The following is a 15,101-nucleotide window of genomic DNA, read 5'->3' as shown; positions in this document are numbered from 1 at the left end:
CTCACCCTCCCAGCAGAGCGCTGGACAGGTGGAAGGTGACGAAGGCGGCGCCATAGGCGAGCGCCGTCATGTAGACGATCATCACCAGCATCCAGAACCAGCTGTTGGTTTCCCGCTTCACCACCGACAGGGTGGAGACGCATTGCGGGGCGAACACGAACCACGCCAGCAGCGACAGCGCCGTCGGCAGGCTCCAGTCCGCCGCCAGCACGCCGGCCAGCGAGCCGGAGAGTGCGTCGCCCGTCTCGCTCAACGCATAGACGGTGCCGAGTGCCGCCACCGCCACCTCGCGCGCCGCCATGCCCGGCACCAGGGCGATGGCGATCTGCCAGGTGAAGCCGATGGGGGCGAGAAGCGGGGCCAGCGCATGGCCGAGCATCCCGGCGAAGCTGTAGTCGATGGCCGGTCCGGTCGCGCCGTCGGGCGCCGCCGGGAAGCTGCCGAGGAACCACAGCAGGATCATGATGGAGAAGATCACCGTGCCGGCGCGGGCCAGGAAGATGCGTGCCCGCTCCAGCAGCCCCAGCAGGATGTCGCGCGGGCTGGGCAGCCGGTAGGATGGCAGTTCCATCAGCAGCGGCTCGCGCGCACCCTTGAAGATCGTGCGTTTCAGCACGAAGGCGGCCGCCAGCGCCGACAGGATGCCGGCGGCATAGAGGGTGAACATCACCAGCCCCTGCAAGCCGATCATGCCGCCGGCCACGGTCCGGTCGGGAACGAAGGCGGCGATGATCAGCGTATAGACCGGCAGCCGGGCCGAGCAGGTCATCAGCGGGGCGATCATGATGGTGGCCAGCCGGTCGGCACGGTTCTCGATGGTGCGGGCCGCCATGATGCCGGGGACGGCACAGGCGAAGCTGGAGAGCAGCGGGATGAAGGCCCGGCCATGCAGCCCGACCCCGCCCATCAGCCGGTCGAGCAGGAAGGCCGCCCGCGCCATGTAGCCGGTGGATTCCAGCATCAGGATGAAGAAGAACAGCACCAGGATCTGCGGCAGGAAGATCACCACGCTGCCCACACCGGCGATGATGCCGTCGGTCAGCAGGCTTTTCAACAGGCCGTCGGGCAGGGCCGCTCCGGCGCCGGACTGAATCCAGCCCAGGCACTTGTCGATCATGTCCATCGGCACGGCGGCCCAGGCGAACACCGCCTGGAACATCAGGAACAGCACCAGGAACAGGAAGGGCAGGCCGATGGCCGGATGCAGCAGGGCGGCGTCGATGCGGCGGGTCGCGAGCGACGGCCGGCCGGCATCGCGCAATGCGGCGGCCAGGATGGTTTCGACCTCCTGATGATAGGCGCGCAGGTCGAGGGCGGAGGGTTCGCTCCAGCCGCAGGAGGAGGTACCGGGGGAGGGGGCCAGCGTGGGGGTCATCGCGACCATGCTGCGGTCGATCTGGTCGAGCAGCCCGACCACGCCGGTGCGCTTGATCGCAACCGTTGGCACCACCGGCACGCCCAGCGCCGCCGACAGAGCCGCCGCATCGACGCGGCAGCCCCGCGCCTCCGCCACGTCCATCATATTGAGCGCAAGGATGATCGGCCGCCCGAGCTTCTTCAGTTCGAGCACCAGCCGCAGATGCAAGCGCAGGTTGGTGGCGTCGGCGACGCAGACCATCACGTCCGGCGGGGCTTCATGCTGGAAGCGGCCCAGCACGACGTCGCGCGTCACCTCCTCGTCGGGGGAGCGGGCGCGCAGGCTGTAAGTTCCGGGCAGGTCGACGAGCTGCACGCGGGTGCCGGCCGGGCTGAGGAACTCCCCGATCTTGCGCTCGACCGTCACGCCGGGATAGTTCGCCACCTTCTGGCGGGCGCCGGTCAGCGCGTTGAACAGGGCGGTCTTGCCACAGTTGGGATTGCCGACCAGGGCGATGCGCGGCGGGGCGCCGGTGAAGGCCGGGTTGGATAGAACGGTATCGGACATCGCGGAAACCTTTCCGCAGGAAGAGGAGGTGACGGCTCAGCCGAGCGTCACCAGGACGGCGTGCGCCTCAGCCCGGCGCAGGGCCAGGGTGTGGTCGTTGATGCGCACGGCAAGCGGATCGGCGCCGGGGAAGCCCTCATGCAGGATTTCCACGCGGGCGCCTTCGATCAGGCCCATCTCGATCATGCGGCGTTCCAGTTCGCCGGGCGGCAACGGGGTTGCGACGGCGGCCTCGTCGAGACCGGTCACAACCGCGCGCTGGCCCTTGCGCAACGCGCCGAGACGGCAGCAATCGCCACCGATGGGAGGATCGGAGCTGGTGCCGGGCGCTGGGCCGGGAGCCTGACGGGTGGTGGGAGACGGAGGGGCGGCGTGAGCGGGGCCGGTTAGCGGCGGAATCATGGTGTGGCACCTGTGGGCGGCACGCCGGAAAGGACGTGCGCATCGGCGGCAAGGGCCGCAGACCCGACAATGATGCGAATCATTTGCATTTGCGATGTGGCGAAGCGCCGCGGAGCGGTCCCGTCCTCGCGGCATGTCGTTGGAGGGGGGCGAGGCGCGCTTCCCATGATCGGCAATTTTTTCGATTTTCTCCGAAAAAAAGCGAAGGAGCGAGGTGCGTTTTCGCAATCTCACTCTCATTCTATGTGAAAATCAGAAAGGGATTCCAATTCGAAATAGCAAAGCTCAACCTTTGCTGCGCTGCAACCAGCGTGTGCATTCCTTTCTCTAGCGTCGCGGATTGTTCGGCATCGGCTGTCTGTGCCGCCAAAAAACATTGAAATTCATATAAAAATCATATCAGGAATATGTATTAAGAGAAGTACCGTTGCATTTGTCCGAATATTTTCAGTATCAGTGTCTCCAACAAAAAACATACCCAGGTATGGCGTTTAGAATCCAGAGCTTTTATTTTCGAAGCAATTTCGATTTACCAATTCTTTGGAGTTAGGATCTAGCCTCCGAAGCACTTCTGCGCAGCGGTTGTGTGTCTGGAGCTAACAATGCAATCGAAATCAGGCATACGCCCGCACGTGATGCTGCCTACTCTGACGATGATTGGGATCGCACTGCTTTCTTGTCTGATTTATGCAAAATTTTATGGAAATGCCGCTGAGGATTCCGCCTTTTCTTCTATGCAGATTGCGCTCGATTCAAAACGCAACCATATGGCGATCCTGGCGGCTGCAATTCCAGCGACTTTATGGTCAGCCGGCCTGCTGCTGCCTTCTTTCCGACGCTTGGCCGGCGCCACGCCCCTGCGGGGGCTGATGGTTGTGGCAGCGGCCTTGCTTGCCTTCTGTGCCATGACTTTGCCGGGGCTCGCGGGTCTGCTGCCGGCCGAGGCGGTGCGCGGCTTCTTCTATGACGCCGCCGTGCTGCTGGTCGTCTGCCTTCTTCTGGTGTTCGAAGGGTTGCTCCTGCTCGCCACACGACCGGGTCGCGGGGAGCAGGAGCCGGCATCGGCGGTGGGCCGCATGCGTGCCGCCCTGTTCCTGTTCATGTTGGCGGAGGAACTGTCGCGGTCCTTCCTGCCGCTCTACGCCCGCGAACTCTACACCCCGGTTCCCGGCCTGTCCGAGACCGTGATGATGGGGCTGCCGATCGGGCTGTTCATGGCGCTGGTCGCCGTCTTCACGCCCTTCGCCGGCCATTGGGCCGACCGGTTCGGCAGCCGCCGCACGCTGCTGCTCGGCACCCTGCCTGCGGTGGCGGGATTCATCGGAACGGCGATGGCCGGGTCGATGGCGGAACTGCTGCTGTGGCGCGGGGCCTGCGCGCTCGGCTATGCGGTGATGTTCATCGGCGCGCAGGGCTTCGTCGCCCGCCACACCCCGGCGGACCGGCGGGCGCGCGGCATGGCGCAATTCGTCGCCGCGGTGATCGTCGCCGGCCTGTGCGGCGCGCCGCTGGGTGGCATTCTCGCCGATCAGTTCGGCTACCGCGCCACCTTCGCGGTTTCGGCGCTGCTGGCGCTGGCGGCCGCGGCGGCGGTGACGCTTCTTCCGGCCGACCGGACGGAACGGGTGCAACGGCGCCCCTTCCGCATGGGCGATGCGGCCGCACTGCTTGCCAATCCACGGTTCCTGGCGTTGCTGCTGTTCTCGTCGGTGCCGACCAAGCTGATGCTGACCGGATACCTGTTCTATCTCGTCCCGGTGTCGCTGCATGCGGCGGGTGCGACGCCGGCCGGGATCGGCCGTCTGATGATGACCTATGGGCTGATCATCGTCCTGCTCGGCCCATGGGTGTCGAAGGTCGCCGACCGTACCGGCCGTCATGCCCTGTTCGCCGGGCTGGGCGGGCTGATCGGCGGGGCCGGCACGCTCGCGATCCTGCAGGAACAGGGCGTCGCCGGGATCCTGATCGGCATCGCCGCTCTCGGCGTCGCCCATGCACTCAACAACGCCACCCAACTGGCTTTGGTCCCGGAGGTCTGCCGCGCGGACTGTGCCCGCATGGGCGATTCCAGCGTCTTCGCGGTCTATCGTCTGCTGGAGCGCGGCGGTTCGGTGATCGGTCCGTTGCTGGCTGCGGCGCTTGCCGACCGCTTCGGAATGCAGGCTGCGCTGGTGGCTCTCGGTGCGCTCGGCATGCTGTGCGGCACGGCCTTCTGCGTCGTCTTCCTGGTGGTTCCGTCCGCCTCGCCGGCAGCGGGAGAGGCCGTCTGATGAATTCCCTCGCCCCCAGCCCCCTCCCCCAGCCCCGTGCGTCATCCGTCGATGTCGCAAACCCCGACCGTCTTATGTCCCTCGCCCCCACACCCATCGATCACGGAGGCTTCGACGCCCATGCCTGACCAGATGCTCGTGGAGCCTGTTCTGACGATGCCTTGCCCCTCCTTCGCCGGGGAAACCCTTCCTGTCCATGGCCGCCACGACGGCGCGATGGAAACCCTGCGCGTCACCCTGGAGGCGCTCGGGATCGGATCCGTCGAGGAGATGACCTGGAAGAACTATGAAACCATCATGCGTGTGGTCGAGCCGCTGATCGGTGCCGGCCATCGCCTGCGTCATTTCGATTATACTCACAGCGCGGCACTGCAACTCGGCACGGTGGAGCGGCTGCGCACCGACTACACCATCCGCCTTGCCTACACGAAATGGGGCAGCCCGCAGAATCCGGCGCTGCTGTGCCTGGGGGGCATCGCGAATTCGGCCCGGCGCTTCGACTATGTCGCCCGCGCCCTGTCGCACCGCTACCATGTGCTGTGCCTCGATTGGGCCGGGCGCGGCCGCAGCGGCTGGCTGGCCGACCAGTCGGACTACAGCTTCGACGGAACCGTCGCCCAGGTGCTGGCCCTGATCCGCCACAAGCAGTTGGGCCCGGTCACCCTGCTGGGCTCCTCGCTCGGCGGCAGCGTGGCGATGCGGGTGGCGGCGGAAGCTCCGGATCTGGTGGAACGCCTTATCCTGAACGACATCGGCCCCTTCATCCCGACCGAACGGCGGCGCCGCCGCGCCGAATCCGTTGCCCGCCACTATGTCTTCCGCCACCCGGCCCAGCTGTTCCACCGCACCGGAGCGGCCCAGAAGAACGACGGGCCGGTGGACGACACCGTTCTCCTGCACAACAGTTTCCACCAGACCCGCTGGTCGGAGGAAAATGGCGGCCGGGTCTACCGCCACGACATCCGGGCGCTGCAATGCTACCGCGACGGCGCCATCCAGGACCACGACCAGTGGGACGACTGGCAGCGCATCGACTGCCCGGTGCTGCTGGTGCACGGCATGATGAGCGACGCCCTTCAGGAGGCGACCATTGCCCGGATGATGGGCAAGCCGGGGTTGAGCGTCCTGCATGTGCCGGACGTCGGCCATACCCCGACGCTGAGCGATCCTCTGCATATCGACGCCCTGGCCCGCTGGATGTCGGCCCCCCATACCCTGCCGGTGGAGAGCACCATCGGCTGGACCGCGGGCGCCGCCCGCATCCTGTTCCGGTGAGGGGGCTGGCGATGACGGACGGTTTCCATTTCGTGCGCCACGGCGAGACGGACGACAATCTCCGGGGCGTGCGCTGCGGCGGCGATCGGGACATTCCCTTGACCCCACGGGGGGTCGAACAGGCCCGGCACGCGGCGGAGCGGCTCCGCCGGTCCGGCCGGACCTGCGGTCTGGTGATCGCCGGTCCGCTGGACCGCACCGCCGTGACCGGCGCCGTATTCGCCGAGACGCTGGGCGTTCAGCTTGTCAGGCGGGACTGGCTTCGCGAGCGCAGCCTGGGGGATTGGAACGGCCTGCCGATCGAGCTGACGCGCCCCTGGTTCGCCGCCGGAGAGACGCCGCCGGGCGGGGAGAGCGAAGGCGCCTTCGCCGCCCGTGTCCTGGACGGGGTCGACGAATTGGCGAACGGACCCGCCGGACTGCTGGAGTACCGGCCGCTGCTGGTCGGCAGCAAGGGCGTGGCCCGCATTCTGCTGCATCGGCTCGCCGGGCGGCCGGGTGTGGAGCTGGGGAATTGCGAGGTCGTGGACTTCACCCGCCTGTCCGCCCCGCCGGGCGGGCCGGGATGGTGGCGGTGCGACCCACTGGTGTCTCCGCTGGAGGCGAAAGCCGGGGCCTGCTGCCCGGCCTGACCGGAGAACCGGTCCGATCAACAATCGAAAATCGATGCGTGGATGCCGCGCGATGCCGCGTGGATCAGGAGTGAGGAGAAGGGCGATGAAGCTCAAGATTGGTACGCGGCTCATGCTGCTGGTTTTCGGCGTGGCGCTGCTCAGCACGCTCGCCGGGGCCACCGTCCACCTGACGGGAACGCGCACGAACCTGATCGAGCAGCGCAAGGCCAAGGTCAAGGAGATGGTCGATGCGGCCGCGTCCGTCATCGCGCTCTATGGCGAGCAGGAGAAGTCTGGCAAGCTGCCGCGCGCGGAGGCGCAGGAGCGTGCCCGCGACGCCGTGCGCGCCATGCGCTATGGCAACAGCGAGTATTTCTTCGTCTATGACTATGCAGGCGTCAGCCTGGTCCATGGCCTGCGCCCGCAGGTCGAGGGCAAGAATTTGCTGAACCTGAAGGACCCCGACGGCGTCCCCTTCAACGTGCAGATGACCGAGGCGGCCAAGGCCGGCGGCGGTTTCGTCGCCTTCCGCCACAAGCGCAGCGACGATGCCGAGCCGACCCCGAAGATCGCCTATGCCGCCGGCTACCAGCCCTGGCAGTGGATGATCGGCACCGGCGTCTACACCGACGACGTCGATGCGGAGTTCCGTGCCCGCATCTGGCGCGAGCTTGAAGTCTCGCTGCTGCTGCTGGCGATCAGCGTCGGCATCGGCATCTGGGTGTCGCGCGGGATGTCGCGTCCGCTGCTGGCGATCCGCGACGTGCTGGGACGCATCGGCGGCGGCGACCTGACGGCTGCCGTGCCCCATGCCGACCGGCCCGACGAGATCGGCGACATGGCCCGCGCCGTCGCCGGCCTCGCCACCACATTGCAGGGTGCCCGCGACGAGAGCCAGCGCGCCGACCTGGAGCGTGCCGCCCGCGACCTTCAGCGCGAGCGCCTGTCCGTCCGTGCCGCCGAGTTCGCCCGCGCGATGGACGAGGTCGTGGCGACGCTCAGCACCACCACCGTGGCCCTGCACGAGCGCACCGCCGCCCTGACCAACGACGCCGCCAGCACGACCGACGAGGCGCATGCCGCCGCCGGCGCCGCGCAGGGTGCCTCTGACAGCGTCGAATCCGCCGCCCAGGCCAGCGAGGAGCTGCGCGGCTCCATCGCCGCGATCAGCCGTCAGGTGGAAAGCGCCGCCCAGACCGCGTCCCGCGCGGTGACGGAGACCTCCAACACCACCGGGATCGTCACCGGCCTCGCGTCGGCCGCCGAGCAGATCGGCGCGGTGGTGGAACTGATCAACTCGATTGCCGGCCAGACCAACCTGCTGGCGCTGAACGCCACCATCGAGGCGGCCCGCGCCGGCGAGGCCGGCAAGGGCTTCGCCGTGGTGGCGAGCGAGGTGAAGAGCCTCGCCACCCAGACGGCGAAGGCCACCGAGGATATCCAGTCGCAGGTGGGCGCTATCCGGGCGGCGACCGCGAACGCCATCGGCGCCATCGAAAGCATCGCCAGCCTGATCACCAACCTCAGCGCGCTGAACGGCGAGGTGGCGTCGGCCGTGCAGCAGCAGGAAGCGGCGACCCACCAGATCTTCGCCAACGCCCGCGCCGCCGCCGACAACTCCCGACGCGTCACCAGCAGCGTCGGTTCGCTGTCGTCCACCATGACCACCACCAGCGAGCGGATGCGCCTCGTCTCCACCAGCGTCGAGAGTGTCTCGGAGCAGTCCGAGCGGCTGAAGGACGAAGTCCGGCGCTTCGTGGCGGAGGTCAACGCCGCCTGACCGGACGGTCTGATCGGATGACGCGGGGCGGATTTCCGGCGGTTCAGGCTGCCGGGATCCGCCCCCTTTGTTTTTCGGCCGCAACTCAGCCCTTGCCCCGCCTTGGGACCGGCAACCAAATAGGGACCATCGAACGGGAAGGCAGACGATGACGGAAACACAAAAGGATCCCTTCGCCGCGGCGGCGTCCTTCAATGCCGGCGTCTATGGCACCGGATTGCGGCCGGTCCGGGCGGAGCGGCTGGCGGAGGCTGCGCGGCGTCTGCTGCAAGCGGCCGGAAGCAAGGAAGAGGAAGCGGCGGTCGTCGCCGACCATCTGGTCGAGGCCAATCTGCGCGGGCACGACAGCCACGGTGTCGGCATGCTGGCGATGTATATGCCGGCGATTGCCGCAGGGCTGCTGCGGCCCAACCGGCATGCGGCGGTAATCGGCCGGTCCGGCCCCTTCCTGGCGGTCGGCGGCGACAGCGGCTATGGGCAGGTGATCGCGCGCGAGGCAACGGAGCTTGCCATCGAGCAGGCGCGGCAGGACGGATTGGCCGTGCTGTCCCTGCGCGACAGCCATCATATCGGCCGTGTCGGCTCTTACGGCGAGCAGTGCAGCGATGCCGGGATGGTCATGCTCGCCTTCGTCAATGTCGTCACCCGTCCGGCGGTGGCACCGCATGACGGTACCCGGCCGCGGCTGGGCACCAACCCGATCTGCATCGCGGTTCCGGCCACGCAGGCGACGCCGGCCTTGATCCTGGATTTCGCCACCAGCGCAGTCGCCGTCGGCAAATGCCGTGTCGCCATGGGCAAGGGGCAGGAGATGGCGCCGGGCCTGCTTCTCGATCCGCAGGGCGACCCCACGCGCGACCCGGGCGTGATGTTCCGGGATCCGTCGGGCGCCTTGCTGCCGCTGGGCGGGCACAAGGGTTTCGGGCTGGCGCTGATGTGCGACGTGCTGGCGGGGGCGCTGGCATCGGCAATGCCGGGTACGCCGTCCCACCAGAACTCCGGCCGGGTGATGAACAACATGTTCGCCATCGTCTTCGACCCGGCGCGCGGCGGCAACGCGCAATGGGCCGCCGATCTCGACGATCTGGTGGCCTATGTCCGCGACACGCCCACGGCGCCCGGAGTCGATGCCATCCAGATGCCGGGCGAGCCGGAGACCCGCACCCGCCGGCAGCGTCTGGCCGACGGCATCCCGCTGGACGGCGCCACGCTGGCGATGCTGGACAGTCTGGGGCGGGAGCGCGGGCTGGCTCTTGGCGACTTGCTGGCCTGACGGCCGGCTATCAGGTCAGCAGCTTCAAGGTCGCGTCGTCCGGCTGGCCGTCGCAGAATCGGTCGAGTGCCTTCCGGTAGAGGTCACCCTCCTCTGCCGCCGCCTGGGTGAACAGGGTCATGGAGGAGCGGAACTTCAGGTCGTCGGGCGAGCCGAAGATTCTCATGAAGCGTCCGCCCCTGCACGGCCAGCACACTCTCGGTCGCCTGCGCCAGCCGGTTGCCCAGGACGGGGTGCGCCAGATAGGCCCGTGCCTCGTCCAGGCCGGCGATGCCGTAGAACTGGGCGGTGGGCGAGCGGCCGAGGTCGCGCAACTGCGGGAAGATGAACCACATCCAATGGCTGCGCTTGCGGCCGTCGCTCAGCTCCGCCAGCACGGTCGCGTAGACCGGGTCCTGAGCCTCGACGAAGCGCTGAAGATCGAAGGGATCGCTGTCCGGCATGGCGCCGCTCCTCGTTCCTGGGGCCATGCCGAGACATCGGTCGCAGAACGGCGCTTCGCAACAGCTATCTGCCGGATCAGCCGCCGTTGCCGAGCGCAATGGCGATCTTGCCGAAATGGCTGCCACGCGACAGGGCGGCATAGGCACCGGCCGCATCCTCGAAATCATGGACGCGGTCGACCACCGGCCTGAGCTTGCCGGCTTCGATGGCACGGACGGCCTCGCGCAGGTCCGCCACCGATCCGGTGTTGCTGCCGACGACCTTCAGCATCTTCATGATGATCGGGAACAGCGACGTCTGGAGGTCGGCGCCGCTCAGGAAGCCGATCACGAAAACCGTCCCTTCCTCCGCCGCGGCGTTGAGTGAGCGGGCGAAAGTCCCGGCACCACCGGTCTCCACCACCAGCTCGACGCCGGCCCCGCCGGTCAGTTCAAGAACCCGGACATCCCAGTCGGGGGTGGTGGTGTAATTGATCGTCTCGTCGGCGCCGAGCGCCTTCGCCCGCTCCAGCTTCGCGTCGGAGGACGACGTGATGATGACCCGGGCGCCCGCCGCCTTGGCGAATTGCAGGGCGAACAGGCTGACGCCGCCGGTGCCGAGCAGCAGTACCGTGCTGCCCGGACGGATGGCACCGGTGCGGATCGCCCGCCAGGCGGTGGTGGCGGCTATCGGCAGGGTGGCGGCCTCGGTGAAAGACAGATGTTGCGGTACCGGGACAAGGCTGACGGCGGGAACCACCGCATAATCGGCGAGCGAACCAGGCATGGTGATGCCACGCATCCGTCGTCCGGCGACCGGCGGCAGGGCTCCCGCCGACCAGTCCGGCAGGAAATGCGGGATAACGCGATCCCCCTCCGCCAGCCCGGTCACCCCGGAACCGGTCTCCACCACCTCTCCCGCGCCATCGGCGGCGGGGATCAGCGGCAGCGACGGCACTGGGAAGGCGCCTGTGGCCACGGCGAGATCGACATAGTTGAGGCTGGCGGCATGCAGGCGGACCAGCACCTCGCCGGCACCCGGCGTGGGGCGTGGCAGTTCGGCGATGCGGAAGGCGTCGAGACGGGGGGCTTCAAGCTGATAGGCGCGCATCGGGCAGTTCCTCGCTTGTTGTGATCGTCGTGTGATGCGAAGCTATCCCGCTGTGTGAGATCCTTTAATCCGGCGTCTGTGCATGATATTACTGCACATGATGCACGAATTGAGCGATCAAGGGTTGGAGGAGGTTGCCGCCTTCCTGGCGGTTCTCGACACCGGCGGCTTCGCCCCAGCGGCGCGGGTGTTGAACCGCGACGCTTCGGTGCTGTCGCGCCGGGTCTCGTCCCTGGAGCGGCGGCTGGGGGTACGGCTGCTGGAGCGGACGACGCGGCGGGTGACGGCGACGGAGGCCGGGCGCCGTTTCGCCGACCGGGCTCGCACGGCCTTGACCCTGCTGGCCGATGCCGAGCGGGAGGCCGCCGATGCTGGCGCCATCCCGCAGGGCACACTGAGGCTGTCATTGCCGGAGGCGTTCGGCCGGCTGTGGGTAGCGCCGCTTCTGCCCGACTTCCTCACCGCCTTCCCGCGCGTGCGGATAGAGGCATTCTACAGCGACCGCTTCGTCGATCTGGTGGGGGAGGGGTTCGACCTCGCGATCCGCATCGGTCGGCTGCCCGACAGTTCGCTGGTGGCGCGCCGGCTGGGGGCGGAGCGCCGGCTGGTCTGCGCCGCGCCATCCTATCTCGATGCCAGAGGGTTCCCGCGGGAGCCGGCCGATCTGGCCGGTCATGACGCGCTGCTGTTCGCGCTGTTCGATTCGCCCTCGGATTGGCATTTCAGCCGGGGGCGCGAGCAGGTGCGGGTGCGGCTGTCCGGGCCGCTGCTGACCGACAATGTCGACAGCCTCGTCCATGCCGCGGTGGCCGGAAAAGGGCTGCTGGTGTGTTCGGAATGGCTGATCGGGCGGGAATTGGCCGGCGGGCGTCTGGTCCGCGTCCTTACGGATTGGGAGGTCGGCAGCGATGCCGGCAGGGGCGGCGCCAAAGGTGGATTCGGGGAGGCGGCCATCCATCTGGTCCGCCCGTCCGGGCGCTTCACCGCTGGCAAGACCCGAGCCTTCGCCGACTGGATCGCGGAACGGCTGTCGCCACCGCCCTGGAACCACCCGTCCTGAGCGCTTTCCCTTTATCGCCGCCCCTTTATCACCGATAGACGATCAGCCTCCATCGATCTCCACCCGCATGCGGACAAGGTCGCGGTTCCAGGTGATCCTGCATTTGTCGAGGTTCAACCGCGTCATGTAGACGTAGGCGGTCTTGCCGACATCCTCGAAATTGCGGCTCTGGCTGTCCGGGTCGAGCAGGGCAGGGTAGTCGAAGGCCGCCGCATCGCCGCAGCCATAGCGGAACAGCAGGGGTGCGGCCCACAGAAGCTCCGGCTTCGACCAATTGACCAGATCGGGGGAGGTGGTGGTCCAGATGCCGGTGCGGCCGTCGCGGGTCATCGCCACGGTGGCGATGAACAGGCCGCTGGCGCGGTGGCGGACGATGCTGCGCACGGTGCCCTGCAACACACCGGGAGCGACCGGGGCGCAGACATGGTTTTCTGGCGCATCACCGCTCTGGCCGTCCCGCACGAAGCGGACGGAATAGGATTTGCCGTCCCACCCGCGCCAGCTCTGCGGATCGGCGAGGTTGTCGGTGCGCATCAGGCAGGCGCCGCGCTGTTGCGCGCCGAACCGCTCGGCCCACAGGAAGGCGTACCAGTGGTCGCCGTTGCGGACGATGTTGCTGGGCGCGAAATAGCCGGTGCGCTGGCCGACATCGCCGCTGTAGGGATAGGGCAGCGTCGCGACGGTGTGGTTGGGCGGGGCGGCGCTCAGCCGGAAGCTGGCCCCGCCGTCGCTGGAGACCGCCGCTGTGATGCTGTTGCGCCAGCAGCGCATGTACTCGCCGGATGGGCAGAGCGCCCGCCGCTTCTGCGCATGGAACTCGTTGCTGACCAGGGCGAAGACCGTGCTGCCGTCCGGCGTGTAGAAGGAGGAAATCCAGCTGCGGTCGTCATGCAGGCGCGGGTCGTCCTGCCCGTGGCCCTGGAAGATCACCGCACAGTTGGGCCGCACGGCATCCAGCGACGGGCCGGTCAGCGCCCGCGCGGTGGAATGGGAGGCGATCAGGTGCACCGTGCCGCCGGCATCCCGGAAGGCGCGCGCCGGGGTGTCCGGCGCGTCGCTTTCGGCGCAGGCGTCGCGTTGCCAGGAGGTGACCGTTTCCGGCTCCCCCGTTTTCCTGATCGTCAACGCGTGGGCTTGTGCGGCGGCCATGCCCAGCGTGAGCGCCAGCGCTGCGGTCCGGCGGAGCATGGCGGCCTTCACTTGCCGTTCGCGATGGACTTCAGGAAGGGCGCCGGTTGCAGCCGGTTGGCAACCAGGAAGTCCAGGTAACGGGCGGCCGACTCGGCACGGTGGCGGTCGTAGGCGTCCGGATCGAAATTGATCAGCGATTTCAGGCGGCTGCGCGTCAACGGCATCGTCAGGTCGGCGGCGTCGGCATAGGGCACGCCGGTGTTCTCGCAAAGCTCGCGCGTGCGGGAATCGATGGTGACCGTCAGGCCCATCCGTTCCGCCTGGATCGCCAGGGCGACGCCGTGATAGCGGCAGCCGATGGTCAGATCCTGCTGGCGCAGAGTGTCCATCCAGGCCGGCACGTCATAGTAGGATCGCATATAGTTCCGGCACCAGGCCTTGAACTCCTCGAAGGAGTAATGCGGCACGGTGTGGCGATGGATTTCCTTCAGCGCATGCGGGTCGATGCTGTCGAACAGCCCGCGCGAGGCACGGATCATCTCGCCCATCGACTGGACGATGTACTGGCCGGGGGCGATGGGGTCCATCATCAGGGCGATCAGCTGGTGCTCGATTTCCCGCGTCTTCACCCAGGCCTGATGGCCGCCGGCCACGGTGACCGAGCGCGGCAGGTCGAGCGCCGACCAGTTCGCATGGATCTTCCTGCCCAGGCCCGGCGCCTGGTTGAGGAAATGCGACGGGCAGCCGCCGGGCAGCGATCCCGCGATGCCCAGCTTGTCCAGCTGTGCGGTGGTGTAGGCGCCGCGGGTGTAGATGTTGGGTGAGGTCGCGGAGGACGGGTTGGAGGCCGCGATCACCTGCGCCCAGCGCAGTGTGCCGGGGCTGAGTTCGATGTCATGCTCGTAGCTGTTCGCCTGGGCGCCGAGGCCGATGGCGACGACGGGAAGCCCGGATTTCTCCAGATTCTCCGCCATCTGGCCGTAATCGGTGTGGCGGCCCAGCTGGTTGGCGCAGGGAATGACGATGATGTCGGCGTTGTTCCGCAGCGTCTCCGCCGACGAGCCCCAGCTGAAATGCTTAACGGGGTTGGTGATGTGGCTGCAGATCGAATGCACGAAGGCGAGGTTGCCGTTGTTGTGCCCGATCCCGTTGTACAGGTCGTCGAAGGGGGCGTTCGAATAGAGGCCGAGATTCGGCGTCTTCCACAGCACCGCGACGCGCAGAGGCTGGGACGGCGCATGGCCGGAAATCCGTTCAGACGTCTGGCCGGAATTGTGCAGCCGGTCGACAGGGGTGTCGATCACGATGTCTTCAAGCATGTCGGCTCTAGCCTCGGGTCGGTGGATGCTGGAAACAGGCTGACGGTAAGCGCAGAAGAGGTAAGACTGCAAGTGACAACCTAAAAATAACACGGCATGATCATTGGAAGACAGTGTTTAGACTTTCTAACAAAATCTCATCTGGGAGTTTGTTTTGAATAATTTGAACGACGATCGGTTGATTGTCTTATGAAGGTCCATCGAAATTCGAAAGATCATCGATTTTTCGGCAGGGGGTTGAAAGCGGCGGTGGCGTGTCCCATTTCCGAAAGCGTTCCGCCAAGACAGACGCGGGAACCAAGCTTCGGTTGGGGTGCCAGGAAAATTCGCCTGGGCGCCCCTTTTATGCGTTGTGAAAATTCCTATATAGAGTCTGTTGCGCCGCTGATGGCGCCGGCTCCGACAGAATGGCTTTCGCCCCGATGATCCTTAAGTTTCCCCCGGTTCGGTCGCGCTGATCGCGTGGCCCTGCCGCTCCTCTCCGGCCCTTGTGGCGTGCTGGCTGCTGCGACCTCCTTCC

11 protein-coding genes and 1 pseudogene are annotated in these 15,101 nt (G+C 67.2%); 6 read left to right on the top strand and 6 right to left on the bottom strand.

Annotation, left to right across the window (positions count from 1 at the left end):
- Position 1 precedes the first annotated feature (1 nt).
- Both ABNQ40_RS02530 and ABNQ40_RS02525 read right to left on the bottom strand, forming a co-directional pair.
- Complete coding sequence (locus ABNQ40_RS02530; protein WP_391345458.1) at positions 2–1,924, bottom strand: ferrous iron transporter B; 1,923 nt, start codon at positions 1,922–1,924, stop codon at positions 2–4.
- Positions 1,925–1,960: 36 nt separating this feature from the next.
- Positions 1,961–2,326 carry a ferrous iron transport protein A gene (locus ABNQ40_RS02525; protein WP_391345457.1) on the bottom strand — a complete coding sequence of 122 codons (366 nt, stop codon included), beginning with the start codon at positions 2,324–2,326 and terminating at the stop codon, positions 1,961–1,963.
- Positions 2,327–3,231: 905 nt separating this feature from the next.
- On the opposite strand from ABNQ40_RS02525, the gene ABNQ40_RS02520 reads away from it, so the two are divergent.
- The 5 genes from ABNQ40_RS02520 (at position 3,232) to ABNQ40_RS02500 (ending at position 9,538) form a co-directional block, all read left to right on the top strand.
- Positions 3,232–4,596 carry an MFS transporter gene (locus ABNQ40_RS02520; RefSeq protein ID WP_391345715.1) on the top strand — a complete coding sequence of 455 codons (1,365 nt, stop codon included), beginning with the start codon at positions 3,232–3,234 and terminating at the stop codon, positions 4,594–4,596.
- A gap of 120 nt (positions 4,597–4,716) precedes the next feature.
- Entirely contained in the window at positions 4,717–5,871 is a 1,155-nt protein-coding gene (locus ABNQ40_RS02515; RefSeq protein WP_391345456.1) for an alpha/beta fold hydrolase, read from the top strand.
- Between the two features lie 11 nt (positions 5,872–5,882).
- Positions 5,883–6,503, top strand: coding sequence for a histidine phosphatase family protein (locus ABNQ40_RS02510; RefSeq protein WP_109050098.1), 621 nt, complete (start codon positions 5,883–5,885; stop codon positions 6,501–6,503).
- Positions 6,504–6,588: 85 nt separating this feature from the next.
- Entirely contained in the window at positions 6,589–8,265 is a 1,677-nt protein-coding gene (locus tag ABNQ40_RS02505) for a methyl-accepting chemotaxis protein (RefSeq protein ID WP_391345455.1), read from the top strand.
- A gap of 148 nt (positions 8,266–8,413) precedes the next feature.
- On the top strand, positions 8,414–9,538 hold the full coding sequence (locus ABNQ40_RS02500; RefSeq protein ID WP_391345454.1) for a malate/lactate/ureidoglycolate dehydrogenase: 1,125 nt from the start codon (positions 8,414–8,416) through the stop codon (positions 9,536–9,538).
- Between the two features lie 10 nt (positions 9,539–9,548).
- Here the strand turns inward: ABNQ40_RS02500 and ABNQ40_RS02495 are convergent.
- Positions 9,549–9,981: pseudogene (locus tag ABNQ40_RS02495) on the bottom strand (DUF1810 domain-containing protein).
- Between the two features lie 76 nt (positions 9,982–10,057).
- Positions 10,058–11,071: an NAD(P)-dependent alcohol dehydrogenase gene (locus ABNQ40_RS02490; protein ID WP_391345453.1), complete on the bottom strand. Its 1,014-nt coding sequence runs from the start codon at positions 11,069–11,071 to the stop codon at positions 10,058–10,060.
- A gap of 97 nt (positions 11,072–11,168) precedes the next feature.
- Between ABNQ40_RS02490 and ABNQ40_RS02485 the strand changes: the two genes are divergently transcribed.
- Positions 11,169–12,131 (top strand): LysR family transcriptional regulator, encoded by a 963-nt coding sequence (locus ABNQ40_RS02485; protein ID WP_391345452.1) that lies wholly within the window; start codon positions 11,169–11,171, stop codon positions 12,129–12,131.
- Positions 12,132–12,173: 42 nt separating this feature from the next.
- On the opposite strand, the gene ABNQ40_RS02480 is transcribed toward ABNQ40_RS02485, so the two are convergent.
- The gene (locus tag ABNQ40_RS02480) at positions 12,174–13,319 is read right to left on the bottom strand and encodes a hypothetical protein (RefSeq protein WP_109491098.1); all 1,146 of its coding nucleotides are present in this window, start codon (positions 13,317–13,319) and stop codon (positions 12,174–12,176) included.
- Positions 13,320–13,327: 8 nt separating this feature from the next.
- Positions 13,328–14,581 (bottom strand): polysaccharide pyruvyl transferase family protein, encoded by a 1,254-nt coding sequence (locus tag ABNQ40_RS02475; protein WP_109051158.1) that lies wholly within the window; start codon positions 14,579–14,581, stop codon positions 13,328–13,330.
- Positions 14,582–15,101 lie beyond the last annotated feature (520 nt).

Origin of the sequence: Azospirillum sp. A23, assembly GCF_042938965.1 — a bacterium.
GTDB lineage: Bacteria > Pseudomonadota > Alphaproteobacteria > Azospirillales > Azospirillaceae > Azospirillum > Azospirillum melinis.
The sequence above is the reverse complement of the archived record's forward strand: the minus strand, read 5'-3'. Positions and strand labels throughout refer to the sequence as shown.

What these genes read in the sequence shown, in the direction of transcription:
- ABNQ40_RS02530 (WP_391345458.1), bottom strand. Translation starts at nt 1,924, where the DNA reads ATGTCCGATACCGTTCTATCCAACCCGGCCTTCACCGGCGCCCCGCCG.
- ABNQ40_RS02525 (WP_391345457.1), bottom strand. Translation starts at nt 2,326, where the DNA reads ATGATTCCGCCGCTAACCGGCCCCGCTCACGCCGCCCCTCCGTCTCCC.
- ABNQ40_RS02520 (WP_391345715.1), top strand. Translation starts at nt 3,232, where the DNA reads ATGACTTTGCCGGGGCTCGCGGGTCTGCTGCCGGCCGAGGCGGTGCGC.
- ABNQ40_RS02515 (WP_391345456.1), top strand. Translation starts at nt 4,717, where the DNA reads ATGCCTGACCAGATGCTCGTGGAGCCTGTTCTGACGATGCCTTGCCCC.
- ABNQ40_RS02510 (WP_109050098.1), top strand. Translation starts at nt 5,883, where the DNA reads ATGACGGACGGTTTCCATTTCGTGCGCCACGGCGAGACGGACGACAAT.
- ABNQ40_RS02505 (WP_391345455.1), top strand. Translation starts at nt 6,589, where the DNA reads ATGAAGCTCAAGATTGGTACGCGGCTCATGCTGCTGGTTTTCGGCGTG.
- ABNQ40_RS02500 (WP_391345454.1), top strand. Translation starts at nt 8,414, where the DNA reads ATGACGGAAACACAAAAGGATCCCTTCGCCGCGGCGGCGTCCTTCAAT.
- ABNQ40_RS02490 (WP_391345453.1), bottom strand. Translation starts at nt 11,071, where the DNA reads ATGCGCGCCTATCAGCTTGAAGCCCCCCGTCTCGACGCCTTCCGCATC.
- ABNQ40_RS02485 (WP_391345452.1), top strand. Translation starts at nt 11,169, where the DNA reads ATGATGCACGAATTGAGCGATCAAGGGTTGGAGGAGGTTGCCGCCTTC.
- ABNQ40_RS02480 (WP_109491098.1), bottom strand. Translation starts at nt 13,319, where the DNA reads ATGCTCCGCCGGACCGCAGCGCTGGCGCTCACGCTGGGCATGGCCGCC.
- ABNQ40_RS02475 (WP_109051158.1), bottom strand. Translation starts at nt 14,581, where the DNA reads ATGCTTGAAGACATCGTGATCGACACCCCTGTCGACCGGCTGCACAAT.